Source organism: Curtobacterium sp. VKM Ac-2861 (assembly GCF_013204965.1).
In the GTDB taxonomy this organism is placed as follows: domain Bacteria; phylum Actinomycetota; class Actinomycetes; order Actinomycetales; family Microbacteriaceae; genus Curtobacterium.
On record NZ_JABMLA010000002.1, the window covers coordinates 11,928 to 36,247 of the forward strand.

Genomic DNA, 24,320 nt, shown 5'->3' on the forward strand with positions numbered 1-24,320 from the left:
GGAACCTACACCGCGTCCGCAGCGGCCAATTCCGCCATCCGCCGGTACAGAGTGGCGCGTGACATGCCCAGATCTCGCGCTGCTTGAGCTGCGGGCACCCCCGCTTCGATGAGCCGCACCGCGCTCGCGATAGCCGAGGTTGAGTACGCCCTCCGCCTTCCGCCCAAATCATCGCCGGCTGCACGCCTTTTTGCGACGCTGTTCCGGATGCGCTCCCGCTTGATTTCGAGCTCCATTGTGGCCAGCGCACTCATGACCGTGAACACCATGGCGCCCATCGGCGTCGCTGTATCCACTTCCCCACCGCCGAGGTTCAGCACCCGCAGCCCCACCCCGCCCCCGCGGAAATCCGCCGCGAGGTCGAGCAGATTCTGAGTGCTGCGGCCCAAACGGTCCAAGGTTGTGACAAGGAGAGTGTCTCCATCGCGGAGAGCACGACGAGCAGCATCGAACGCGGGGCGTGAGGCTTTCCCACCGGAAACGCCGGAGTCGACGTAGAGGTCAGCGGGGAGGACGCCGGCGTTGAGAAGGTCTTGCTCCTGCCGATCAGTCCGCTGTGCGCCGGTGCTCACACGTGCGTATCCAATCAACTTCGCGGTCATCTGCTGGTCTCCCTGTCTCGCATCCTGCTTCGCTTACACGAACATGCGCGGAGCTTGCGAGACATGGATAGGAGACATGGGCTCGTGAGCACCCGCTCGAACTCGCCATCACGCCTTCGAGACATCTCTCAACCGACCAGTTGTGTGACAGCCCACCCGTCACCTACTTGACGGCGTCTCTCGACGCATTGGGCAGGGCCAACCTGCCGGTAGTACGACACGCCGCGCAGCCTCCTCGTCGCACACCAAACGCGTATGTCACCGCGCCCACCCGCGACGATCAGTTCAGGTCCCGCAAGACAGATCGTCAATCGTCGAACATGCCCCCCCCCCCCCGAACTGGGAGGTGGGGGTGGTTCTGCCTGTTGACCAAGGCAACATAAGCCGATGCTGAGTCAACTGTCAGTCGACGCTCGACGAACACTCCGCCGATCGGTAGGTCGCTCAGAGCAACGTTCTTCGAGCGCTCTCCCCGGGGATCCGCTTCATGAAGACCAGAATCGCCATAACCGCGCTCATTGCGAGCACGCTCACTTTGATCGCCCTGACCGGGTGCGCGCACCAACCGAAGACCGCCGACGAGGCCCTCTCGATCTACTTCCAGGACCTCGTCGACGGCAAGGCAGAGGCGGCGCAAGAGATTGTGCCACTGGCAGGGAAGACTCAGCTCGACGACGCGATCTACTCGAAGGCATCGAACCGCATCTCGGAGTTCGTCATCGGCAAGCCGCGGGAGGACTCCAGCGAACCGGGGACTGCCGTCACCAAGGCAACCTTCACAGTGAATGGTGAACGGGACACGGCTGAGTTCACGTCACACAAGACTTCAGACGGGTTCGAATTCGAACCGGCCGAATGGGACAAACTGAACCTCAAGCACCCGTTCGCCAAGGACGTCAAGGTCAACGGGGTGTCGGTGAAGGCACAGGATATGTCGGTCTTCCCGGGCAAGTACAAGGTCACGGCGTCGTCGAAGAACAGGTTCGTCGTGGTTGAGGGTCACGACTTGGATACCTCGAAGTCGTCGGGACCCGCGCTGACCGCGACCGTGGTGAAGGCGGAGCGCGACAAGGTCGTGAAGCAGCTCGACTCGGATATCCACGTGTGCATGGACGCGCCCATCTCAGAGCGTGCGCTCGCATGCCCTAACTGGGTACAGCACGACATGACGGCCGACGACAGCAAGGCCACGAACGTCCAGTGGACGATGGTCAAGTACCCGACTTACGAGAAGTCGATGACGGTGCGCGACGACGGCTATGTGTCGGATCCGACCATCGGCGGACGGATGCAACTGACCTTCGACTGGTCCAACCCGTGGAGCGGCGACCACTCGGAAAAGTTCGACAGCGATGTCGAATACCAGGACGGCTTGATCGACGGACTTCAGGACACCATGCAGGTGAGTTTTGCTGTCACCGAAAGCGGCGTCGAAATCGTCTACCCGAAGACGGTCAAAGCCCGCTTCCCCCACTCCGTTGATTCGGGCACGTGGGCGCAGACGGTCGACAGCGAACTGTTCTAACCCGCCTTCGTGGCAACTCAGTCGGCTCTCTTCAGAGGCGGGTGCGGGGCAGCACCACGATGCGCTCGCCGGCGACAGGTGCCGCCTTGAGCCTGGCAAGCCAAGGTGTCTTCGCGTTCGGACCGCTGGCGAGTGGTGAAGCACCGTACAGGGCACGGACAACCTCGTGGAAGAGGCCGTCCTTCGAGGTCAGCGTCTGGTCGTAGAAGAAGCGTCGATTAGCAAGGTCGCCGTCGTCGTCAGGCGCGCTCTCGGCGACGAGTAGCAGGCAGACGCGGTCTGGCTGCCAACGTGCTCGGCGCTCGGCGTACCAGTGTTCTTCGGACATGTGAGATCAGTCGGAGGAACTCGCCTGCGAATCCTTTTCGTCCGCATCCGGAGTATCGACGGAGGAATTCTCGGCGAGTTGCTTAGCCACGCTGCGTTCGCGGAGCTTGCCGACAGCCCATTTTCCGCCCACGACTAGGCCAGTAGCACCCAAGGTGGTCAGGGCGCCGACCGCGCCTCCCTGCTTCGCGCCGTCGCCAAAGCCCTTGTGGTACCCGTGTCCCCATGCCGGATTGCCCATATGCGTCTCCTCTGTCAGTCTGATCTTGGCATGGAGAGACCGCTCAGCACGGCATCGTCGCCGCCCGCCGGAACTCCGATAAGGCCGTCGGGAAGCAGAAACTCTGGGCCGTGACCGAGACGCTTCGCACCGGCGTTCCCGTTCCGCCGGTCAACTACGGTGCCGCGGCCGCGCCCTTGACCAGCGCACCACCGAGGTCTTCGTCTGCTCCGACCACCCCTGCTCCTCATAACGGCCCCGAGTGACGATCGACGGCAGAAAACCCAAAGCACGGCACCGACCGAAATGCTTACGAGCTACGCCGCCTCTTCTTCTTGGCTCCGGGTCGGGGTGCCGCTCCCACGAAGCCGGATGAAAGAGCCGAGGGCAGCCGGGCCGGTGGTGGCCCTCTCGAGCACGTCCGCGAAGGTGGGTCCGTACGCGACCAGCACCTGGCCGAACGCCGGTGATTCGCCGCGGCGGCCGGTGGCGTCGATGAAACGCAGGCGGGAGCGGATGAAGACCACCGCGTCGGCGTGAGTCATCACGGTGCTGTGCCACCACCGCGTATCCGTCCGCGCGGGCAGAAGAGCGAGCACCTCACCGCCCGCGGCTGCATGCGACGTAGCCCGGTGAGTGAATCTTGGGAGGAGTGGGCCGTAGGGCGGGTTCATCCAGCACTTCGTGCGAGAGCCCCAGGGCGTCGCCGGCTCCAGTGCGTCGAGGTCCTTCGTGATGAATCGGCTGGCCGGCACGGCGATGTGCGGGCTGGTGACGATGCCGTCGACGCCAGGCGCGGCGACATCAACATCGAAGTGGATAGGCACTCCGTCGTCGTCGGTGAGTGCCGCGAAAAGCTCCGGCGGTGTGTACCACTCCACCGCACCTGAGGCTGTATCGCCGAAGCGCACCCCGGTGCTCGGCCGCAGCGGCGACACGGCGCCAAGCCGTCTGTTCACGAAGTCACGTACCGTGTTAGGTGCGGTGCCCGCTGACAGCCCATACTCCGCGATCAGCCGGCGCCTCACCTCCGCTGGGCTGCGCACACCTGCTTGCAGCAGGTGGAGCACTGCATGTTCGAAGGGCGCCATCACCGGGGCCGCCCGCTTACCGACCACGGACGCCCGGGCCGTCGGCCCGGCGAGCAGCGCCGAGACCGTCCGCCGGTTCACCCCGAAGCGCTCAGCAAGCGCCCGCTGCGAGTGGCCCTTTCGCTGAAGGCGCCGCAGCTCAGCAGCAAGCGCAGCACGGCGGGCAGCGGATTCGGCGGAAGGGCGCGTCACCGAGAAATCGTGTCAGCACTCCCCAGTCACCCACCCGTCGACACTCCGTGGTGCAGATTCAGGGCGTCGTCGCTCCTTTCTCCGCACGTCCTGAAAGTGCACCGCCACGGCCATCTTGATGCAGAATCCCGACCCGAATCATTTCCGCATCCTGCATCACCCGAAGTACACCGGTGGGGTAGCCCGCGACGGCCATCGTGCCTTCGGGAAGGCGATGCCCAATCCCTAGCATCTGCCGGGTCACATACAACGGCGGCCAGTTCGCACTCCACGGCTCCGGCACCGCCGCCTCCAACAGGGCGTCCTTCCGTGCACGCAGCGCCCGCACCGAGTCTCCGGGAAGCGCTCCGGCGGCTTCACCGGGGATTTCGAGACCGCGACGACGGGCCCAGGCCGTCCAGGCGCTCCGCTGCGCACGCATCGCCGCACGCGCCACCGCGTAGGCGGGAATCCGGCGCGGTGTCCACTCGGATGTCGCCTCCAAGCACAGGATGCCGACGACCAGCGCGACGGGAGACTCCGCTGTGATGAGGCGCCCATCGCCGCGGAGTTCGTGAGCCCAGAGAAGTGCGCGTGTCATAGAAGCGGTATGCGCGGAGGCGAGACGAGCGAGAGGCGAAGGGTGGGGGTGCCGAGCGGCCGGGGATGCCATCCTTCATACCTCGTATGTGCACGGGCACGAAGCGGCCCCCGCCGCGGAGTGGAAGCAACGCAGGCAAGGGCCGATTCTGGAGAGCGCCGCCATCTGTAGGAGGTCCGGCGACGCGGGTCTTACTTCCTCCAGTGGGTGCCGAGGACCTCGGCGTCACCGGTGATGAGCACGGAGCCGAGCGTGCACGGCATCTGCTCAGCCAGCACCTGACGTGCAGACTCGGCTTGCGCGAAGGGTACGTGGAGGATGAGCTCGTCGTGCACGCCGAGGAAGAGTGCCTCGGGGCCGATGGCATCAGCTACTCGCATGACTCCTCCTTCAAAGATGTCGGCGGCGCTCCCTTGGATCATCCAGTTCAGTGACTTGTACAGCTCACCCCGGCCTAGCGCCGGAAGCGGTCGACCGCCGAGCGTCGTCATGAACTCAGATGCGGCGAAGCGGTCCTGCAGCTCAACGCGGTACTCCCGCAACCGGTTGTAGCGAGTCCAGACCGCGTCAATGAGCGAAGCGGCATCCTTCTCCGACATGCAGAGATCCGCTGCAGTGCTCGAGGGGCCGCGCCCGTACAGGCAGGCCAGGAAGGCCACTTTCGCCTGCGACCGATTGACGGGAGCCCCGCCGAAGGTCCATCCGGCAGCCGCCGCTGTGTACACGTCACCACTCGCCACATCCGCGGCGAGCCGCGCATCGCCGGACATCGCGGCAGCGACCGTTGGCTCCACCTGGTGGTAATCCAAGCTCACGAGCACGTAACCCGGATCCGCCATCAGCATGCCTCGGAGCGCCCGGCCGAGATTCTGCAACGCGGGGCGCCGCGCTAGCGCGCGACCGGTCTTCGTGTGCCGAACAATCATCTGCGGGTACACCCGGTCCCCTTGCCTTAGCCGGTCAAGCTCAAGAAGCTTCCCCCGGGTGCGGCCCAGCTCACGGGCGGCTAGCAACGCACCGTAGGAGACACGGGCGCGGGTTGTATCTTCCACCTGAGCCTGCGCGACGGCGTTCTGCTCCAGCGAGGGATGACCTGTTGCATCCCGAACGGTGACGCCATTGGCTGCCAACCACGCATGCGCCGCAGCAACGCCCGCATCCGACGCAGCCATCAGATCAACGCCGTTCTCCACCCGAAGCCGGCGCACCTCCTCCTCGACGACCGTCCGCTCACGCAGCAGACGGTCCACATCGAGACGGATGCCGCGAGCCTGTACCGGACGCCACGCGTGATCCTGCCGAACAGAGCGCATCGCTGCCGCACGGGAAGCCGAAGTGCTCTCCGCCGCCAAACCGGCCACGGCACGAGCACACGCAACTGCGGCCCGTGCAGCACCACGAGGCTCATCCGAGTATGTGACGCCTGGCCGGGGCAGCATCCAGCCCTCAGCCCCCGGCCGAAGCACCGCGTAGGCGGTTGAGACATCTCGCAGCCAGGTGAGCGTTGACAGTGCCACGCCGAAACGACGGTGCAGTGCTGTGGCCGCAGCTGATCCGCGAACGGCCCACACCTTCGATTCTTCGGGGCCCAGGCTCCGGAGGGCGGTCAGGGCCCTCCGGACGGTCGCGTCATCTTGTAGTGGCACGGTCCACGAGGACCCCGTCGCGTCGCCAACCGCGAGCTGAGTTTCAGTGACCGCGAAACCCAACCCACGACGCGATGACTGCAGCCACTGCTCGAACTTAGGCATGCCCTCGTACGTGAGCCGGGTCATCAGGCTGCCGCCGCTTCAGGTTCGGCGGCACGGCCCGGGATACGACGCTCGCCCTCGACGCTCGCGGTGATGAAGTAAAAGTTCGACCTCTTCGACGACGCTGCTTTCTGCACAGCCTGCAGCACATACCGGGTACCGCGGTACGGGATGCCAGTACCGAGGACTGCCTTCATCGCCTTACCCCACGCGGTGGCCTGAGCAGTTTCCGGCAACATCGGGCTGATCAGCGCCAGCGAAGACGGAAGATCGGGACGCTGCTGCCCCTGAAGAGGGCTCTTTGCGTCCTGGCGGATGTCGGCCGCCGTGCGGCGAGTTTCACCCCGACGCTCCCACAGATACTCGAGGATGGGCCCCCACTCCTCGCCGAGTTCGTCGTCCTCATCGACTTTCTCGAAGAAGCCCTCCATAGCGGCTTCGTGGACCGGGACGCCGCCCTCGTTCGTGACATGAGTAAGCGCGCCGAGAATGGTGGCCGCCCAGTTGTGCGAGAAGCCATAGCCGGGGGTGTCGACCGGGTTCTGCAGGCCGAAGAGGAGCACGGTATGTGCAGCAGCAACCAGCATCGGTCGGTTCTCCGCGATGTACTTCGGAAGGGAGGGGTGGCGGTACTCGGTTCGGGCAATCGGTGAACCCGCACCGAAGGAGCCGAGCCTGACCTCAACCACGCGGCGGTTGTAGTCGCCGCCGAGCTCGACATTGTTTCCAGCCATCGTCGCGATGACGCCGGTCTGCTTAACGGCGTCGTTCGAGCCGAGCTTGCGGCGCTCCTGCTCACCATCGAGGGCGGTCGGCAGCTCGGTCACGATGAGGCCGGAGAGCTTCACTCCGCGCGGCACCTCATCGCAGTGGAGGAAGCGCCCGCCCGCCATCAAAAGCGCGACGAGCCTCTTCTCGGTCTCGTCGTCGTTGAAGCCACCCACCCGGAAAGAGGTGGCCGCCGGTGTACCCGTGGCAAGCAGCCGGCCGATCAGCAGTAAGTAGCTCTTACCCGCACCGCGGTCGGCTGCGTTCGCGAGAAAAAGGGGTGAGCCGTTCAGCAGCGGTCGGCCCACGCACGTCAGTAGGTACACCATCGCGCGGGCGCGGTCGCCCGGGGTCGCGAAGTTGAAGTCCCAGAGGAGCTCGTCGTCAAGCATCTCGAAAGCGGCCTGCGCTTCCGCCAGAGTCGGCTTCTCCGGCACGGCGTATTCACGGGCCCAGCGGGTGCGGTCTCGGTGCGGAAGCGTGACGAACGCTTTCGAGGTCATGTCGTAGCCCGGCTTAGAGACCACCCGGCCCTCGCGGGTGAGCACTGGCTCACGGCCGACGTAGTGAAGTGGCGGGAGCGCCCCGTACCCTTTCAGCGTCTCGAAGACGCCCTGCACGACAGTCGGCGGTAGCTGGTGTGAGGGGCGGAAGCCTGGGGTACCGTCCTTGCTGGTGAAGCTGGTGCCAAGTTGCGCTGCTGCGATCATGAGGCGAGAGGCTGACTGAGAATCCCAATAACGGACGCGGCCGCCTGCGTCGATGTACACCGGGCCCGCCGGTTCTCCCTCCAGCACGTACGAAAAGGCGAGCGGCCGGGAGCGGTCTGATGCGCTTCGCGCGGCGCGAACCTCGGTCACGAAGTCCGAAATCACTTTGGTGGTCTCCTGCTGAACTTCGATCTCGGCGCGGGCGCCATGCCGGGTGAAGACCTCAGCGGTGACCGCGACGTGGCCTTCGTCGACGAGGTACTGCGCGAGATCTTCGGGTGAGGTGATGTCGGCGCGCGATGGGCACTCAAGGCAGAGGTCGAAGGCCCGTGCGACGACACCGTTACCAACGTCGAAACCATGGGCAAAAGCTCGTGCTTCTTCCAGCAGCTCGCCGTGCTCGGCCTCGCGGGAGAAGAGCCGGCCGGCTTCGCCTTCGCCGGATTCCACCCAGCCGGCGCTGGTCAAGAACCGGGTCATGTCCGCTGTGGTCGCCCCACGGTTGTAGCGGTCCCGGACGCTGTTGGTCTGCTCGTCGTGGGCCCGGATGTCGTACACCGACCGGGCGGTTCGCGGGTCGCGTGCGTCCGAGAGGCTGTCGAGCAATACGCCGAGACCGGCCAGCTCGCCATGCGTGACTGGCGTCGGTATCCCGACTTCGCCGCTCGCCAGCCGGTGTGTGCCAGTCTCGGTGATGGTTGGTGCGATGGGCGTGCTCCCGCCTACGGCGATGTCCGCGATGACGGTGCCGTCTTGCAGAGCGCGGCGGGTCGCGAGGCTGCTCAGTACCGCCCTGTACTCCTCATCACTTCGAGCAGTGACCCCGAGGACGCGGAGGCGGCGGCCATCCGGGAGGTCTTCACACCACCCGGCATCAACCAGCGTCATCAGCCGCCCAAGGCTTGCGCGGGTAACCGCGTCGCTCAGAGCCTCCCCGGTGGCGCCGTTCACGTCTGCGGCCCGGAGCGCCACTGGGTACATGAAGCTCCCGTCCGTACGGGCGACGCGGCCCGGGATCCCGAGACACAGGCCCACCTGAGTTCCGGCCATCACCTCGGGCAGGGCGTCAGTCGGTGCGATGGTCGCTCCGTCGATAGCGACGGTTAGGCTCTGCCCCCGCAGGAGCTCCAGCGTACGCAGGACGCGGTGGCCGCCCAGCGACTCTGAGGCGATGGCGTTTCCGCTGATCATCTCTTGCTTCCACTCTCGGGTCGCGGTGAGTTCCTACACTCAGTGGGCCGCGTGCCCGTTCGAAGGGAGCTATGCGGCGAGAAGCAGATCAGCCGGAGGTGGTCCTGCCGGATCGTCTTCGGCACGCGCGCACGGCGGGGGCGGGGGGGGGGAGGGTCGACTAGCGGTCGGGGTTGAGCTGCCCTTTCGACCGACGGGGGTGGAGGGGGTTAGGGGGGTCGGGGGGGTCATTTTCAGTCGTGTTGGGTGAGGAAAACGGAGTCTGCGCTCTGCTCACACTGGGAGCGACCGAAAAACAACCCCCCCCTTGCCCCCATCCCCCCCCCCCCCTCCCCTGGCTGGCTTTGAGGTGCGATGCGCACGCGGCCTGAGCGGGACTTCGGGTCAGGCGCTGACCCGAACGGACGCGCGCGCACGAGCTCCTCACTCCGCAGCGCTCCGGCAGCCGCCCGCTGCGTGCCGGCTGGGCGTGGGGCTTCGCGCACACTCCGCCTCCGGACGGCCCACACGGCATGGCTACGGCAGCAAGCCACTCTCAGGTCTCCCGCGGCCTGACCTTTGCTGTGGCAGACGCTTCTGCCCGACCAGCGCCAAGACCGCCTCCCCGCTCACCCCGAGCTGACGTCTTCGTGTTGGAGGACGGGCAGGTGATGCCGTCACCGGAGCAGGTTGAGCTGCTCCGCGCGGCTCTGTCGATGTCGCCGCAGAACCGGTCGGCGAGGCTGCGCGTCATCCGTGACCAGCAGGTCAGCCCGCGACCCCTCCCCCAGAGCGGTGGCCCGCGGCAGGGTCCGCTGACCCCTGAGCAGGAACAGCACCTCGAATCCATGTGAAGGTGCTGGCGGCCCTGCAGCCACTCATTTTCCGACGGGGTGAGCTGCTCGCCGCTGCGCAGGCGTCAGGGATCCCGATGGCCCCTTATCGGCAGGGAGACGGGCCTGCCCCTGCGGACGTACGCCGCAGCATCGACGCCGCGCACCGCCGGAACTCCTCAATCCAGCCGGGTTGATTCAGCCGAGATCAACCCGGCCGGTTGACCAGCACGCAGGTTCCTCCGCCGCTCACTTTGCAGGTGCGGACTTCCCGTCCTTGTCCTTCAACCACTTGTCGGTCGGAGCCCACCCGCCGGTGCGACTCATCGCGAACGTCAGGAGCACTTCGCGGCGCGCGGCCGGGTTCCACTTCAACCGCTGCCAGTCGTCGCGGTCGCGGAGGTCGGCGATGAACAGGTCGCTGGTCTGATCAAGCAGTGCGTACGCGGACCGCCACTCTTCGGTCACCCGTCCCGGCGCCCATCTGAGTGCGTACCCGGCGCCGACATCGTCGGCGGACCCTGCTCTGCTGCGGATGAACGCTTCGACGACCGGTTTCCGGGACATCGGCTTCGCCGCCCTCACCCCTTCATCGTCGATGGCCTCCTGGATGAGTTGCTGCGCACGAGCCATCCATGCACGGTGTTCCCGCGCTCGTTTCTCGTCCGCATCTTCCTGCGACTCTGCAAGTTCCGCGGTCAGGTCACGCCACCATGCTGCCTTCGCCCAGTACGCGTAGGACGTGCCGCCGCCGATCCAGCGCACGTCGATGCCGGTCCGGTCACCGTCGTGGCTACCGGCAGCGTTCCGCAGTCCAGCCGGCACCTCCTCGATGTCGTCGAGGAACTCCGCCGCGTCGAAGAGCTCCTCCGTCACGGACACAAACGCCGCCCCGACCTGCACAGCAACGTCCAGCGCATCGTCGAGGGACACCTCCGGCGCCATGAAGAACACCTCCGGCTCCCGCAACGTCGCCGGCAACACCCGAAGACCCCGAGCGGACGCCTCCAACGACGCCCGACTGAACAGCTCCTGCAACTCCGCAGCGGTGACAGCCGGGTCCGTGTCGTCAGTCATGGCTCGACCGTAGCGGCAGCAGTGACGAGAACGGTGTCACTTTGCCAGGCAGGTGGTCGCTCGTCCGCTGCCTGGTCCTTTGAGTCGGAGGGTGCAGGTCCACTTCGGTGTGGTCAGCACGGCCCGCACGCGTTCGTCAGCGGGAACCTTCTCGGCTTTCGCGGTAATTGTGGCGGTCCCGTAGGCGGGGGCTGTCTGCGCTGACCGGGCAACGACTCTCCCGTCCGCGGTGATGGTCAGGTCTCCTGGGGTTCTGCTTCCACCGGCGGTGAGTAGGGCTTGCACGTCAACGGTGAGGGTGTCGCGTTCACTCGTCGCTCCTGGCGCGGTGATGACCGTACCGGCGAGGACGGGAGTTCGGTCCGGGGCGCTGAGCATGGAGAACGCCGCAGCGAGTCCAGCGGCGACGACGGCGGCGGTGATGCACCTGCTCGCTGCGACGATGACCTGTCGGCGCCACACCATCGTGTGATTGAACCAATCCCTGACCTCATCGAGGTTCCCGGGGGCGAACGTGCTGACACGCATCACCTGGGTGACGGTCGCCAGAGCGATCGCGGCGATGGCGAGGAGGACCGCGACGACGGCAAAGAACCGGGGTGTGCCGGTGGCCATGATCGTGGCGATGGACGCCACACCTCCGACAGCGAGGACGGTGCCGAGGACGGACACCTGTTCGACGATGCGGGGCGCAGCCGCTTCGACTAACGCGAGTTCCTTGACGGGGGTGAACTGTTCCGCGATAGCGGCGTCGAGGAGGTCGTCCCGGGTTGGATCTTCCGCCTGTCCGATGCCACCGCCTTCGCCGCTCGGGACGATGTTCCCACGGACGATGACCTTGTGCGGTTTCGCGTCCCTTCCCTCTCCGCCGGGGCATTCCACCATCACGCGGAACGGTCCGAGTTGGACGGCTTGAACAGGCCGTGGTGGCGCAGGCCTTAGCCGGGGCTGACGAATCAGCTCTTGGACTTGGGTGAGGATCTCCTGTTGACCGAGTTGTTCCCACACGAGGCTCTTATCGATGATGTGACCCTGCGGACATCTGTAATCAGCGGGGTCCAGATCTGCTGAGCCGAGCATGGCGCACCTCCACGTCCGGCATCGTCGCCGTGGTGCTCACGGTCCTCCGGTCGAATCGTCGACGCAAGATGCCAAGCCGCAGAAAAACCGCAGGTCGCTACGGGGATCACCCATGCCCAGAGGCGCCAGTCAGTGGCTTGGGTGCCAGACCATCCACTTCTCGTCGATGGCCTTCTCGACATCGACTCCCATTCGCTTCGCAATGAGGAGCGTCTGCACAAGCACGTCCGCCAGTTCGTACTCGAGGTCCTGCCGCAACTGCGCCGCGCTCTTGCCCTTGTCGCGTGCCTGGCCACGGACTGCGAGGTAGGCCTGCGTCAGCTCACCTACCTCCTCGTTGAGCTTGAGCACGAACCAGTCGTCATTGCGGTCGATGTCGTGCATCACCGCGTAGTGAGCCGACACCTCTTCAACGTTGCTGGTGAGTTCGGTGATGTCCATGGCTTCTCCTCGGTTCCGGGTAGCGACCACTACGTCGACTGACTGTGTCGGTGGACACAGTTCCATCTTCCGGTGGATGTCCCGCCGTCGCCCGACGGGCACAGTACTGGGGTGTGGGGAATCCGTTCGGTCGCGGCTGCCGCCGTGGGGGTGGCAGTCGCGGCCAGCCTCACGGGCTGTTCCAGCGCCGGCTGGTGCGCACCGTTGGAGCCGGGTCCGTCGGTCACTGCGGACTACGCGCCGACCACGACACGTCTCGAAGCGCTGCCCGGAGTGACCCAGGTCTCGGCGGAGTACCGGCAGCCGGATGACTCGCACTGTGTGTCACGGCAGTCTCTCGAGACCGCCCCGTGGGCTGCGTCGTACACGGTGCATGTCCGCACCGGTTTCACGCTCGAGCAGGTAAACGCTGTCCGCGCAGCGCTCGGGTCATCGTCCGGCACTGTGTCCGCGAAGGCGGGTTCCGATGTCGCAGCGTGGGACCTGGAACTACCGGCAGCGTTGCCGGCGGATTTAACACCGTCCGCGTCGGAGTCGCCGAGACTCAGCGACGCGGACGGGTACCGGGTCGTGACCGAGGCTGCGACCCTTCCCGGGGTGTCCGTCGCGCAACGGGAAGCGACGTCGACGACGATCCGTGTCCGGTCCCCTTCGGCGGTCATGACCGCCGCCACATGGTTGCGGGCGCACTTCGACGAGTCGGCGTCCACATGGGTGTACGTCGGCACCCGAACGAAATGGACGATGTCCGCTGGGGTGACCGGACTGTTCGGGACATCGGACGCCGCACTCACCACCGCGGCGCGACTCACTGCTGACCATCCGGACATGGAACAACTCGACCTCGGCCGCACTCTCATCACGGCCATCACCCCGACCAGGCGGCAGGCGGAGCAGGTCGTCGCAGCGTTCGAGCGGACACCAGCGGACGGCAGGGAGCAGGAGGTGTCCGCATGGTGGCCGGACGGCAACGGGACGAAAGTGTCCGGCGTCGTCGGCGCCGAGTCGGCGGGACGTGGCACGCTGAGCCCATGACGTCTGACCTGGTGCGGCTTGCTCATGAGGTGGCATCGAAGGCGCATGCCGGGCAGGTGGACAAGGTCGGCCGGCCGTACATCGAGCATCCGACCGCGGTCGCGGAACGGCTCACCACCGACGACGAGCAGGTCGTCGGGTTCCTCCACGATGTCGTCGAGGACACGGACATCGCCCTCGCCGAGCTCCGCGCCATGGGGTTCACCGTCGAGCAGGTCCTCGCCGTCGATGCGATGACGAAGCGTCGCGGGGAACCGCTTGAGAAGTCGATGGCCCGGGTCCTCGCTGACCCCATCGCCCCACGGGTGAAGCGTGCCGACGTCAGCCACAACGCCGGCCCCACCCGGCTCGCCACCATCACCGACGAAGCCACCCGGACACGGCTGCAGCGGAAGTACGAACGGACCGCGGTCCTCCTCGGGACGACGCTGCCGGACATCTTCGACGAGTTCGGGGTCGAACGGTGACCGGTGAGTGGCTGGTTCCGCCGTCGCCGGAGCCGTTGACTGGGGACGAGGAGTTCACCGGGGTGCCGGCGACAGTGGGCGACTTCTGGCGGTTCGCGCTCGGGGACCTCCGGATGAACAACGCTCGTGGGTACCTGGCGGAGTTCCTCGTCGCGCAAGCACTCGGTCTCGGCAACGTGCGCCGGGTCAAATGGGATGCGTACGACCTGCTGCTCGACGACGGTGTTCGCATCGAGGTGAAGTCCTCGGCGTACCTGCAGGCGTGGGAGCAGCGGCAGCTGTCCCGCATCGGGTTCTCCGGTCTCCGCGGGACGCGCTACCACCCACGTCATGGCTACGACCCGGCAGGGAAGCAGTTCAACGCGCATGTCTACGTCTTCTGCGTGCAGACCGCGACGGTGCACGGCGAGTACCGACCGCTCGATGTGACCCAGTGGGATTTCCACGTCACGTCGAAGAGCGCGCTTGAGGAAGCAGGGGTTGGGCAGAGCATCACCCTTCCGACGGTGCTTCGCATCGCTACGCGCTCCGACGCGGCGCACCTGCGAGACGTGGTCGCCGCCGCTGCGGCGGGGCAGAACGTCAACGACGAACCGTGGTGGTGACGGTGACCCGCAGCTCACCGACGGCGTCAGTCGGCGGGTAGCTGGTCACAGTGTCGTCTCACCCTCACGTTGGTCGAGTTCTACGAGCATCGCCGCGGTGTTCCGCAGCGCTTTCGGTGTCTGCACGAGGGTGACGACGAGCATGACGAGGAACAGCGCCGCGGCAATCCAGAAGAACGGTCGGCCGGTGACGGCGAGGGTCACCTCGAGCACGAGCGCGAGGGTGAACACGACGGGGCCGAGCCATCGCTGCCGCCGGTACAGCTGTTGGTAGTGCGTGAGCGCTTGCCGCCACTGGTCAAGGTCAGCGTCCGCCGGCAGTTCTCCGCGGCGAACCGCTCGCCCGAACGCACGGTTCTGCGCTGCGGGTCCGATGTCCCGCCGTTGCCAGCCGAGGTAGAGGCCGAACAGCACTCCGAACATCGCGCCGGTGACGGTGCTGCTGACGACGCGGATGCTGACGGGAACGTCAGCGGGCAACGTCACGTACGTCGCCAGGTACCAGAACCCACCGAACGCGACGGCGAGGACCACCATCACCGCCCACAGCGGCCACCTGCTCATCAGACCCATGACCCCAGAGTGCCAGCCGGCATCCATGTTCGCCGCGGTCGCGGTGTCCCGACTTCGTCGTGAACTTCCGGGACGCTGGTCGTCCCGGGGTGCGGCGGTAGCCGGCGGCAGAATTCCAGGCCGAAACGGGTGGGGAAGGAGAGGTGAGATGTCTCGGGTCAGAAGTGGTCAACGTGATGGTGGTGAGCCATGAAGGTGAACGAGACAGTGCGGATCTGAACTGGACGAACGGTGAGACATCGACCGGGGTCAGAAGCTTGCAGGCGGGACATGCTGACGTCCGCCCGCGACTTCGTCACGGGCGAGCGGGCGGGACGTTCACGTGACGGCTGCCGGGTCGTGCCGCGGGTCGGACTCTGTCCGGGTCCGCTGGCGCGTCCCCGGCGTTGCCGGTGCGTGTTCGTTCCGTCCGCGTGATGTCTGCTTGTCCCGCTGTCCGCTTCGCTCCCAGCGGGCGGTGTCTGGTGCGGTGGCGGTGCGTGGTTCGGGGCGGTGGCTTGTCCCGGGTCCGCTGCGCTCCCCCGGGTGTGGTCGTGAACGTCGACGGGACGGGCGTCGGGTCGTTCACGATGCTCGCTCGTTCCTCGCTCGCGCCCTCGCTGGGGCTCGGGCTCTGCCGACTGCGTCGTCAGTGTCTGCGGTGCGGTGGGCGGTGTGGGTGGCGGTGCGGTGGCGGGTCGGGGCGTGGGGCGTTGCGGTGGCGGGACGGGTGCGTTGCGTCGGCGTGACGTGGGGTGTGGACGGGTGCAGGTGTGGTCGTGGTTGGGGGTTTGGGGGTCGCTCCCTCGTTCCTCGGTCGCGAGCGCCTGCGGCGTGCGGTGTCGGCTCGCGTGGCGGGTGGGGCGGCTGCGCGTGGTCGGTGGGCGTGACGGTGTCGGAACGGACGCGGTGCGGCGGTCGTGACGGGTGACGTGTCCGGGTGGGGCGGTGGCTTGAGGTCCTGACCGGGTTCGTTCCTCACCCGGTGCTCCCTCGTTCCTCGGTCGCAGCGCTGCGCGCACGTCGGGCGTCGCGTTGGCGGGACGGTGGCGGTGCGGTGAACGCGGCGAGGGCGGGTGGCGTGACGGTGGCGGTGCGTGGGACGTGACGGTGACGGTGCGAGGCATCGTTTCGGACGTGACCAGGCACCGCGCGGAGCGCTGACCACACCGAGGTGGCGAGACGACGACGACACGAGGTCCGATGCGACCCGTGACGAAGGTCTCGACAACGCGAGGTGCGGGGCGGACACGACCCGGGGGAACGTAACGCAGACGGGACGACAGCAGCACGTGACCGGAGCGACCCCGAGGGAGCGACTCGTGTGCGACGAGTTCAACGAGACGAACACGACGGGGACACTCCTGGGACGGTGGCGAAGCGACCGTGGAGGACCCCGCCGGGATGCGAGACCAACGAGCATGACGGGCATCGCTTGGAGCGAAGCGACGCGATGCGCGAGACGACGAGCCTGCGAGGAGCGAGCCCGCGAACTGAGGAACGAAGCAGCGGCGCCCACCGCACGGTGCGAACCACGGAGAACACACTGAGGCACGAAGGGGGCTGGTGAATCGGGTGAGGCGGCGGGGCCGCGGCGGCCGGCGGCTTGGGCGATATTGGCATGTCACAGATTCGATGGAGGGGTATGGCACGTCGCCTTTTTCGCCGCATCTGCACGGTCAGAACGCATCAACGCGTGCTGGCCATGCGGGCCGGGCGCTGACGACGAAGAGGGGTGCGCGGTGACAGGTCTCGACGACGCACGGGTGTGGCAGTTCACGCGTGCCGGTTCCATCGAACCGAACGCGATGACGGTGACGCAGCGGGCGTCGGCGTTCACGTCTGCTACGCCCGATGGAAGCGTGCTGCTGACGCGTCGCGATGAGGACGGCTTGCACCACTACTTGATGCTGCCGCCGGGTGGTCGCCTGCGGCGAGGAGGCGGTCCGCTTCGGCGGCGGTGAAGTCGATGATGGTCATGCTGTGGCCCATGGTCCCCTCCGGTTTCAATGCTGTGTCCGTCGCTGCATCTATGCGCGGAGCGGGGGCAGAAGTTGTGCGACAGCGAGGCGGAGCGGGCTGCGGCCGATAGTAGGCGGTGGGGCAAGTGGGCCCCTACTGGAAGGACTACCGACATGAGCACCAACGACTTCGGCGCGCAGGCCCGCAGCATCGCAGCCGACCTCGCCACCATCATCGAGGAGAACATCGCGGCCGGCCGCTGCGCGGACCGCCCGTTGTTCTGGGCTGAGCAGCGTGCGTTCTGGGGGCAGGTCCGAGACGGGAGCTGAACGGCGGGCACCGCATCCGCGAGACGAGGTGTTCGCGTGCGGGTGCGGCGTCACATGTCGTCAATGAGCCGGAGCGTGTACCCGTCGGGGATCGTCTGGTGGCTGACGTAGTGGGTGAAGATCGGCGCTGCTTCGTCCGCTGTGAAGACTTCTGCGGGGTGCCGGGACTCATGAGCGTCCTGCACGTCGACGGTCTCCGTGAGCGGCTCGCGGAGGTCGTGGGCGCGACCGACGATGTAGAACCGGCACTCCCCGTCGTCCTCACGACGGCGGAGTTCGACGCTGATCTTCTCGGCTGTGCCGCCGGCTTGCAGGTAGGAGCCGTCGAACTCGACCTCGACCTCGACCTCGACCTCGACCTCGACCTATTCTGTGTTAAACGTCCAGTCGGCGTCATCAGGGCACCACCAGATCCGCCACGCGAACCGCTCGTCGTCATCGAGCAACCGCAGCATGTGGCGCAGCTGCTCCGGCATCGGCCGGAACGTGTCTTTGAGGATGCTGCTGATGCTGCTGTTGGTCTCTTGGATGATCATGCGTTACTTCACTCGCTGGTAGTTGACCGACGTGATCTTGATGCGTTCGCCGTTCAGTGTGGCGTAGGCCGGGTGGTCGTAGGACACGGCGCTGTCGAACGCCTCCTGCGCCTTATCCGCGGACGTGCCGCCCTTCACCTCGATGCCTTCCCACGTCCCGTCGGGCTTCTTCATCAACCCGTCGTAGACGCCCTACTTCGTCGCGCTCCGCCCTCGGCTACACCACCACAGACGGGTCGAAGCGCATCGTCGTCAAGAAGGGCCTCAACGCTGGCAGCCGCGCCCGCGTCCTCGCGCACGTCTACGCTGGACACACCGAACGAGACGACTACCACGTCGGCGACGGCGGCCACCGCGGACACATGGAAATCGAAGCCGACAGCATCAGCTATCTCATGCTCCGCTTCAACGGCCTCTCCACCAACGTCGGCCGCGCGAACGCCGCGTACAACTTCGGCTGGGTCAAACACGCCGAGCACAGCCCGAAGGCCGTCCCCAAGACCGGCGACACCACCGCCACGGCGTTCGAGCAGCTCACCACCGACCACAACTGGCGGAACATGGTCGAACCCACCGGCGATGCGAAGAAGGCAGAAGCCGCCGAATGTGCAGCCATCCAGGCCCACATCCAGGCCGAGAAGGATGCCAAACGCGCCGAACAAAGCCTGCCGCCCGGAAGAAGCGCGGCGCTCCCGCTCGGAAGCGCATCACCGCGAAAAGGTCCCCGTCGCCGCCTGACCGGACCGCCGGCTGCCCCTCTAGGCTGAGCGAACATCATCTGGAGGGGAAGCACGCCATGGCGAAACTGAGCAAGAACGAACAGGACACACTCGTCAGCGACATGACCATGTCGATGGACGGCGGGTTCGACGAGGACCAGTTCGAAGCGGACTACGCCAAGCTCGACGCGAAGCACAAGGCAGAGGTGGACGAAGCCGCACGGCAGTTCGAAGCGAACGCCGTCGGATGGGACGACGACGACGACTGAGGGCCGTACCACCGCACATAAGTAGGCCTTGACGTTCAACGAGCATGACCACCCGCGTCACCACACCGGACGTTTCACCGAGAAGCAGCAAGTAGGCGACGTCATCGAACTGCGCCCAGCCGTCCGGCCACGGTTCGTGCACGCCTGGGATGGACTGCACACCAGGGCATCGGACGCAATCCCGGTCCGCAAGTGCGCTCCTGCGGACCGTAGGGTGTTTAAGCGAGCATCGGGCTGGCGTCGGGGCGCGCGGCGAGCATCGGCGCCAGCCCAGGATGCTCGTCGAGTCCGGCCGCTTCCCAGCCACGCACCGGCACGGGTGCGTTCTCATCCCGCAGGCGTGCAGGCTGGTAGATGGTCCACGGCTGGTTGCCCTGCCCGACGATGTGCACTGTGCGCCCCTTGCCGTTGCCCGCTTCGAGGGCGTCAGCGTGCTCGACGCCGTTCTCGGCGAACCCGCGGCCCTGGTGGATGAAGACGTCGTCGAGAACGATCTCCTCACCGAGGACGGTCGCGACGAACTGCTTCCGAACGGACAGCAGGGAGAGACCATCGCCGCGGAGCTGCTTGAGCAGGGTGTCGTCGTACTTGCCGCTGAGGGTGATGTTGTACCCGTCGACGCGGGGCATCGGCACGGCGAATCCGCGCAACATCTGGCGAAGCGTCGCCGCCCACAGCCGGTCCGTGACGGAGACGCCGTCTGCCGGGAACGTGAACGCGACGTCGAGTTCGTTCTCTATGGCGGCGAGGTCGTCGAGGAACGCGATGAACGCCGGGTCGGGAGCGTGACGGTCACCGGCGCCGAGCCGGAACGCCGCGAAGTCCCGGTCGTTCACACGGATGGTGACCAGGTCCGCCTCGTCGATGAGGCTCATGAACTTCGTCAGCCGGCGCACATCGCGGGCGGGTACCCCGCCGTTGCTGGTCTCAAACGTCACGTCTTGCGGTGGGGTGTCCTCGCTGTCCGGGATAACCCAGTGAGCAGTGAGCCCGCCGTCGATGTCGGCGACGAGCTGACTGCCCTCCGAACCGCGGGCGAACCGCTTCACCTTGCCGTTCACAGACCCGAGGCGCCGCTGGTTGTTGTCCTCTGCGATGAGGGTGACCTTCGCTCCTGCGCCGGCGTTCGACGGCATCAGGTGCACCTCGGACACTTGCTCCTCACCGTCGAACCACGGGGCGCCGCTGAACCCGACCGACGGGACGATGCGCGCGGGGAGGACGATGGTGTCAGCGACTCCGAAACGCATCGCCTCATCGAACTGGCGACGGAGGTCCTCATCCCCCTCAGCAAACGTCGCGGTCATCGTCGTCGTCAACGGTTCCGCGAGGTGTGCGCCCGGATGTCGGGCAACAAGATGCTGATACTGGCGGCCACGAGCGTCGATACCGACCGACCACATCCAGTGCGGGCTCTGCGCCTCCAGCTGCTTCTGCACCCGGTCAAGAACAACGCCGATGTCCTTCCGGTGAGCCAGCGCCTCCTCAGGCTTGTGCACTGCCGTGAGAAGCTCCACCGCACGGTCCTTCGCGAAGTAGTCCAACAGGTGCGGATGCTTCCCGAACAGACCGTCGAGTTCGGCGCGGCCCAGGATGTCCACTCGAACGTCGTGGTCCGCGCCGAGGCCCAGGACGTACTCCCGCTCCTCACGCGTCGGGTTCCTCGGGATGACGAGCGTCCACCGTGAAGGCTTGTGGTTCTTCCACGCTGTGTCGAAGGACTCCTTCACCTGCTGCTTCCGCCGACCCCACATTCCGGAGAAGCCCTCGGGGAAGTACTTCAGCTGGAAGATCCGCACGACCTTCCCCTGCGGGTCCCAGACGCCGACGTCGACACCTCCGTCACCGCCGCGGCCGTCGAGGGCTTGAGCGGTGAACCCACCGCCGGTGAACTCCGCCACGAGGAGCGCTTCAACCACACGGTCGAACTCCGGCTGCCCCATCGTCTCAAACGGCACGTTCTGTCCAGCCACACCAGCCCCCTTCACGTCCCCTTGAGCGTACTGAGTGCGACCGACGCGCCCCGTGCGTCCTCGAATCTCGTCACCACGGAGCCCGCGGGCCCGTCTCCTGCTCGTGGACGAGGCGGCCAACGACGCAGACAGCGTGGACCTGGTTGACCGTGGCGCAAAGGAATAGGGCGATGGCGGTCAGCAGAAAAGCCCCCGGAGTGTTGCCGTGGATGTTACCGATTCAGGCCTTTCACATGTCCGCTGTCCGGCCGATGCTCACGCCGGCCATGGACGCACGCTGAGGCGCTGGACACCGACCCGATGCGCGACTTGTTCGCGTCCGCGACGATCACCGTCGCAGCCGACAACGACGCCAAGCGCGCGGCCGGCCTCTGCGGCCTCCTGTCCATCTCCGCTACCGCTGTGTCAGCGCTCGGGGCAGCGGTAGTCGCCGTCGTCCTCGTCCTCGTCGTCGTCGTCGTCGTCGTCGTCGTCGTCATCGTCATCGTCATCGTCATCGTCATCGTCATCGTCATCGTCATCGTCATCGTCATCGTCATCGTCATCGTCATCATCTGGCCGATTCTCGCGTGGGTCATCGGCCTCATCGCGCTCGGGTAACGGGGTACGAGACTGGTTGAGCTCAAGCGAGATCCCGCTGGCTCCGGGGGACACGTAAAAGGCCCCGGCATCGCGCCGGCAGCCGAGCCCGCACCCACGGCCTCCGCGCATACCTCATCCCGTGGACCTCAAATGGAGTGAGAAAGATCGCTCGGCGCGCCGTGTCAGTGAGCACCGGCGCTGGGTGCAAGCCGGAATTCTCCGTCGGTGGCAGGAAAGCCCCGAATATCAAACCGCCGTCGCACCGCCTCTGTTCCGACTCCTCTGCTACGTAGACCTCGAGCTCTACGGGCCGATGTGGGATGCCCTGACCGACGCCGAACCTCAAGCGGCCCATCTTCTCCTCGAGACCGTCGAGCCCCTACGGATACCCCGTGCCCTCATCATCACCGGGGGCTTCATCGAGCACTGGGGTGACCGCGGCCCGGCACTCGTAGCCGGCGAAATCGGCAGCGTGACCCGCGCGACACGGACGGTTCTCGCCCTCCTCGAATCCCGCATCAGCGACGCTCACAGCCCCGCCGACGCCCATCTCCGTGCCGCCATCCGCGGCGCCGCTGAAGCGGTCCCCGAGGCGTTCACGGAAGCGGCACGGAAGCATGAGCGGGCGGTGGAAGTGGTCGAAATGGTGAGTGCTGGTGGGGATGCGGCGTATCAGGCGGCGGCGGAGCTACTCAGCCGGGAGTGAGCGGCTACGGAAAATCCACCACGCCGCTCTCACACAGGAGCCGGAACAGCGTCAGGACCGTGGCCGCGGCGCGTATGACCTCCACGTTGCCGTCGGGAGCGACTCCCGCCGGCAGTTGCGTATCCAGCAGGTACAGCGTGGGAAGCCGAGGGCGCCAGAAGGAGACTGCGACCGGTGTGTGCCGGGGCGCGTAGTACGCGGCCCGCTCCGCCACGGTCATCAACGCCTCCGGTGTGCGGCCGCGCACTTGCATCCAGTATCGGCGCTCCGCTGCCTGACACGCGGATGTGACCGCAGCAGCAAGAGTGGTGGCGGTGAGCGCTGGGAAAACGTGCGCCAGCACAGCAGCCGGCAGCGCCTGGCCGCCCAGACAGAAGAAAGCCCAATCAGGGCCAGAAGGAAGGGTGAACCGCAGCAACGGCACGGTGCAGGTATGCGCGGGTAAGACGGAGCGATTGAAAGCAGGCCTGACCGGGGCTTTCTCAGTACTTCCCGGAACCTCCCGCTGGGGCGCGCATCCGCGCATAGGAGGAGAGCACGCGAGCGCGTGCTCCGGTAGCCACCTGGTGGCCGGGACACCTCACACAGAAAACCACCGCCGTGCCCGCTACAGCGCTCCCTTTCCCGGACCTCGTCTCCGATGTCGATGTCGCCGCCCTCCTCGGTGTAAGCCCGAAGACGCTCGCCAACTGGCGCTCCGCCGGAATCGGCCCGTCCTACTTCAAAGTCGGCGGCCGTGTGCGCTACGACCAGGCCGTCATCCTCGCGTGGCTTGACGCTGTTCGGGTCGCCTGATGGGGCGACAGAAGCTCCCCACTGGACAGCACGGCTCAATCAGCACCACCGAAGTGGCCGCCGTACGCGGCCACGACGGGCAGCTTGTGCAGAAGAAGTATGTCGTCGCGAAAACCCGTCTCGGTGTCGCTGCGGGCCCCTCCCGGCTCGTCGAAGCGCGAGGTGCAACCGCGGGCGCCGCTCGACGAGCCCTGCAGGCGAAGCTCGCCACGCTCAGAGCGGAGCTGGAGCAGAACCCCACCGAGCCGAGCGGCCCCACGATGGCCGAACTCGTAGAGAAGTGGTGGGCGATGAAGACCGCAGGGCGCCTCGCCGAAAACACGCGTCTGGCTTACCGCGATGTCATCGACCGACTGATTCTGCCCAAGCTCGGGGAAACACCGGTGCGGGACGTGCGCGCCGACGTGCTCGCCAGCTGGCTGCACGAAGAACGCCAGATTCGCCGGGTACAAGCAGAGCACGCTCGCACGTTGCTCAATCAGATGCTCAACGCTGCGGTGGCGTGGCAGTGGCGTGACTCAAACCCGGTCCGCGACGTGAAGCCCCTCAGCAACGAGCAACCCGAGACCGACCCACGCGGCGACGAAGAGCGATGGCTCGGGTCGGCGGACCTCGAAGCGCTGCGGGAGGGTCTCCACGGGATGCGGCAGCGGTCTTTCGTACCCGACATGGTCGAGCTGATGCTGGGGCTCGGGCTCCGTATCTCCGAAGCGATTGCGCTGCGGGCCGGCGACATCGAGTGGGAGCACCCAGACGGAGTCCTCGTACACGTTCGGCGTGCCGTCATCACCCCGGCGTACGGGCAGCCGTTCCTTCAGGCTCATACGAAGAGCGGCCCAGACGGGGCCCGCGCTGTGTTTGCAGCGGCCTTCGTCGTCGAGATTCTCAGACGCCTTGCCTCGGCTGCCGCATCCGAAGGCTTCCTCCTCGTGAACCGTGACGGCGGGATGGTGAGTGCTCGGAGCGCGCGTACGTCTCTTCGTATGGTGCGCGAGCGGGTGGGCCTCCTGCGCGTGACGGCGCATACTTTCCGCCGGACGGCCGGACGGGCGGCAGCAGACGAAGGTGGCGTGGCTGCCGCTACCGCCCTTCTGGGGCATGCGAGCGAGGCCACGACGGAAGAGTTCTACCTCCCGAAGATGAGGAAGGCACCCGCTGATGCGCGAGCAGCCCTACAGGCGCTCGCCCCGTCTCAGACGCCGACCGACTGACCCCGCCCGATGAAAGCGCCTGCATCCACGTGGATGCAGGCGCTTTTCCGTGCCCGACCGGTGGTCATAAGCGTTGAGTAAACGTTGACCTAGATGGCACGTGAGGCTGCGGACCGCCTTACTTCCGCTTGTTTGTGCCCCTGGAGGGACTCGAACCCCCAACCGTTTCCTTAGGACGGAACTGCTCTTCCATTGAGCTACAGAGGCTGGCC

The 24,320-nt window shown here is 66.4% G+C and carries 27 protein-coding genes and 1 tRNA gene; 11 read left to right on the plus strand and 17 right to left on the minus strand.

Annotation, left to right across the window (positions count from 1 at the left end; all coding sequences use genetic code 11):
• Positions 1–5: 5 nt before the first annotated feature.
• Positions 6–602, minus strand: a complete 597-nt coding sequence (locus HQQ88_RS04840; protein WP_173168810.1) for a recombinase family protein — start codon at positions 600–602, stop codon at positions 6–8.
• Positions 603–1,089: 487 nt separating this feature from the next.
• Between HQQ88_RS04840 and HQQ88_RS04845 the strand changes: the two genes are divergently transcribed.
• Positions 1,090–2,127 (plus strand): hypothetical protein, encoded by a 1,038-nt coding sequence (locus tag HQQ88_RS04845; RefSeq protein ID WP_173168811.1) that lies wholly within the window; start codon positions 1,090–1,092, stop codon positions 2,125–2,127.
• 31 nt (positions 2,128–2,158) lie between these two features.
• Here HQQ88_RS04845 and HQQ88_RS04850 read toward each other — a convergent pair whose 3' ends face one another.
• The 8 genes from HQQ88_RS04850 to HQQ88_RS04885 form a co-directional block, all read right to left on the minus strand.
• Positions 2,159–2,455, minus strand: coding sequence for a hypothetical protein (locus HQQ88_RS04850; RefSeq protein WP_173168812.1), 297 nt, complete (start codon positions 2,453–2,455; stop codon positions 2,159–2,161).
• 6 nt (positions 2,456–2,461) lie between these two features.
• Positions 2,462–2,695 (minus strand): hypothetical protein, encoded by a 234-nt coding sequence (locus HQQ88_RS04855; RefSeq protein ID WP_173168813.1) that lies wholly within the window; start codon positions 2,693–2,695, stop codon positions 2,462–2,464.
• A gap of 296 nt (positions 2,696–2,991) precedes the next feature.
• On the minus strand, positions 2,992–3,957 hold the full coding sequence (locus HQQ88_RS04860; protein WP_173168814.1) for a DNA N-6-adenine-methyltransferase: 966 nt from the start codon (positions 3,955–3,957) through the stop codon (positions 2,992–2,994).
• A gap of 771 nt (positions 3,958–4,728) precedes the next feature.
• The gene (locus tag HQQ88_RS04865) at positions 4,729–5,787 is read right to left on the minus strand and encodes a DNA polymerase (RefSeq protein ID WP_173168815.1); all 1,059 of its coding nucleotides are present in this window, start codon (positions 5,785–5,787) and stop codon (positions 4,729–4,731) included.
• Positions 5,788–6,311: 524 nt separating this feature from the next.
• A complete protein-coding gene (locus tag HQQ88_RS04870) occupies positions 6,312–8,957 on the minus strand; it encodes a hypothetical protein (RefSeq protein ID WP_173168816.1) in 2,646 nt (881 codons plus the stop codon).
• 1,061 nt (positions 8,958–10,018) lie between these two features.
• A complete protein-coding gene (locus HQQ88_RS04875; protein WP_173168817.1) occupies positions 10,019–10,846 on the minus strand; it encodes a hypothetical protein in 828 nt (275 codons plus the stop codon).
• A gap of 36 nt (positions 10,847–10,882) precedes the next feature.
• On the minus strand, positions 10,883–11,926 hold the full coding sequence (locus tag HQQ88_RS04880; RefSeq protein WP_173168818.1) for a hypothetical protein: 1,044 nt from the start codon (positions 11,924–11,926) through the stop codon (positions 10,883–10,885).
• A 129-nt stretch (positions 11,927–12,055) separates the two neighbouring features.
• Complete coding sequence (locus tag HQQ88_RS04885) at positions 12,056–12,367, minus strand: MazG nucleotide pyrophosphohydrolase domain-containing protein (RefSeq protein ID WP_173168819.1); 312 nt, start codon at positions 12,365–12,367, stop codon at positions 12,056–12,058.
• A 597-nt stretch (positions 12,368–12,964) separates the two neighbouring features.
• Between HQQ88_RS04885 and HQQ88_RS04890 the strand changes: the two genes are divergently transcribed.
• From HQQ88_RS04890 to HQQ88_RS04900, 3 genes are all read left to right on the plus strand, one after another.
• Positions 12,965–13,402 carry a hypothetical protein gene (locus tag HQQ88_RS04890; protein WP_173168820.1) on the plus strand — a complete coding sequence of 146 codons (438 nt, stop codon included), beginning with the start codon at positions 12,965–12,967 and terminating at the stop codon, positions 13,400–13,402.
• Positions 13,399–13,869: an HD domain-containing protein gene (locus HQQ88_RS04895; protein WP_173168821.1), complete on the plus strand. Its 471-nt coding sequence runs from the start codon at positions 13,399–13,401 to the stop codon at positions 13,867–13,869. Before HQQ88_RS04890 ends, HQQ88_RS04895 begins: the two co-directional genes overlap by 4 nt.
• A 62-nt stretch (positions 13,870–13,931) precedes the next feature.
• The gene (locus HQQ88_RS04900) at positions 13,932–14,474 is read left to right on the plus strand and encodes a hypothetical protein (RefSeq protein WP_173168822.1); all 543 of its coding nucleotides are present in this window, start codon (positions 13,932–13,934) and stop codon (positions 14,472–14,474) included.
• Between the two features lie 45 nt (positions 14,475–14,519).
• Here HQQ88_RS04900 and HQQ88_RS04905 read toward each other — a convergent pair whose 3' ends face one another.
• Together HQQ88_RS04905 and HQQ88_RS19805 are read right to left on the minus strand one after the other, a co-directional pair.
• A complete protein-coding gene (locus tag HQQ88_RS04905) occupies positions 14,520–15,047 on the minus strand; it encodes a hypothetical protein (RefSeq protein ID WP_173168823.1) in 528 nt (175 codons plus the stop codon).
• Between the two features lie 1,824 nt (positions 15,048–16,871).
• Positions 16,872–17,006, minus strand: coding sequence for a hypothetical protein (locus HQQ88_RS19805; RefSeq protein ID WP_301952671.1), 135 nt, complete (start codon positions 17,004–17,006; stop codon positions 16,872–16,874).
• Between the two features lie 155 nt (positions 17,007–17,161).
• Between HQQ88_RS19805 and HQQ88_RS04910 the strand changes: the two genes are divergently transcribed.
• Entirely contained in the window at positions 17,162–17,317 is a 156-nt protein-coding gene (locus HQQ88_RS04910; protein ID WP_173168824.1) for a hypothetical protein, read from the plus strand.
• A 50-nt stretch (positions 17,318–17,367) separates the two neighbouring features.
• Here HQQ88_RS04910 and HQQ88_RS19810 read toward each other — a convergent pair whose 3' ends face one another.
• The 3 genes from HQQ88_RS19810 to HQQ88_RS04920 all read right to left on the minus strand — a co-directional run bounded on the left by HQQ88_RS19810 (position 17,368) and on the right by HQQ88_RS04920 (position 18,027).
• Positions 17,368–17,502, minus strand: coding sequence for a hypothetical protein (locus HQQ88_RS19810; protein ID WP_301952672.1), 135 nt, complete (start codon positions 17,500–17,502; stop codon positions 17,368–17,370).
• Between the two features lie 180 nt (positions 17,503–17,682).
• On the minus strand, positions 17,683–17,853 hold the full coding sequence (locus HQQ88_RS04915) for a hypothetical protein (RefSeq protein ID WP_173168825.1): 171 nt from the start codon (positions 17,851–17,853) through the stop codon (positions 17,683–17,685).
• Positions 17,854–17,856: 3 nt separating this feature from the next.
• Positions 17,857–18,027, minus strand: a complete 171-nt coding sequence (locus HQQ88_RS04920; RefSeq protein WP_173168826.1) for a hypothetical protein — start codon at positions 18,025–18,027, stop codon at positions 17,857–17,859.
• A 188-nt stretch (positions 18,028–18,215) separates the two neighbouring features.
• Here HQQ88_RS04920 and HQQ88_RS04925 point away from each other — a divergent pair, with 188 nt between their 5' ends.
• Complete coding sequence (locus tag HQQ88_RS04925) at positions 18,216–18,620, plus strand: hypothetical protein (RefSeq protein WP_173168827.1); 405 nt, start codon at positions 18,216–18,218, stop codon at positions 18,618–18,620.
• Between the two features lie 29 nt (positions 18,621–18,649).
• Positions 18,650–18,841, plus strand: a complete 192-nt coding sequence (locus HQQ88_RS04930; protein WP_173168828.1) for a hypothetical protein — start codon at positions 18,650–18,652, stop codon at positions 18,839–18,841.
• Positions 18,842–19,059: 218 nt separating this feature from the next.
• On the opposite strand, the gene HQQ88_RS04935 is transcribed toward HQQ88_RS04930, so the two are convergent.
• Positions 19,060–20,829: a hypothetical protein gene (locus tag HQQ88_RS04935; RefSeq protein WP_173168829.1), complete on the minus strand. Its 1,770-nt coding sequence runs from the start codon at positions 20,827–20,829 to the stop codon at positions 19,060–19,062.
• Positions 20,830–21,114: 285 nt separating this feature from the next.
• On the opposite strand from HQQ88_RS04935, the gene HQQ88_RS04940 reads away from it, so the two are divergent.
• Positions 21,115–21,414 carry a hypothetical protein gene (locus tag HQQ88_RS04940; protein ID WP_173168830.1) on the plus strand — a complete coding sequence of 100 codons (300 nt, stop codon included), beginning with the start codon at positions 21,115–21,117 and terminating at the stop codon, positions 21,412–21,414.
• A gap of 121 nt (positions 21,415–21,535) precedes the next feature.
• Complete coding sequence (locus HQQ88_RS04945) at positions 21,536–22,102, plus strand: hypothetical protein (protein ID WP_173168831.1); 567 nt, start codon at positions 21,536–21,538, stop codon at positions 22,100–22,102.
• A 4-nt stretch (positions 22,103–22,106) separates the two neighbouring features.
• Here the strand turns inward: HQQ88_RS04945 and HQQ88_RS04950 are convergent, their stop codons facing one another.
• A complete protein-coding gene (locus HQQ88_RS04950) occupies positions 22,107–22,526 on the minus strand; it encodes a hypothetical protein (RefSeq protein ID WP_173168832.1) in 420 nt (139 codons plus the stop codon).
• Positions 22,527–22,702: 176 nt separating this feature from the next.
• Between HQQ88_RS04950 and HQQ88_RS19395 the strand changes: the two genes are divergently transcribed.
• Together HQQ88_RS19395 and HQQ88_RS04960 are read left to right on the plus strand one after the other, a co-directional pair.
• Positions 22,703–22,897, plus strand: a complete 195-nt coding sequence (locus HQQ88_RS19395) for a helix-turn-helix domain-containing protein (protein ID WP_173168833.1) — start codon at positions 22,703–22,705, stop codon at positions 22,895–22,897.
• Positions 22,897–24,108: a tyrosine-type recombinase/integrase gene (locus HQQ88_RS04960; protein ID WP_173168834.1), complete on the plus strand. Its 1,212-nt coding sequence runs from the start codon at positions 22,897–22,899 to the stop codon at positions 24,106–24,108. The genes HQQ88_RS19395 and HQQ88_RS04960 overlap by 1 nt, the downstream gene beginning before the upstream one ends.
• Before the next feature lie 135 nt (positions 24,109–24,243).
• Here the strand turns inward: HQQ88_RS04960 and HQQ88_RS04965 are convergent.
• A tRNA-Arg gene (locus HQQ88_RS04965) sits at positions 24,244–24,315 on the minus strand.
• Between the last annotated feature and the right edge of the window lie 5 nt (positions 24,316–24,320).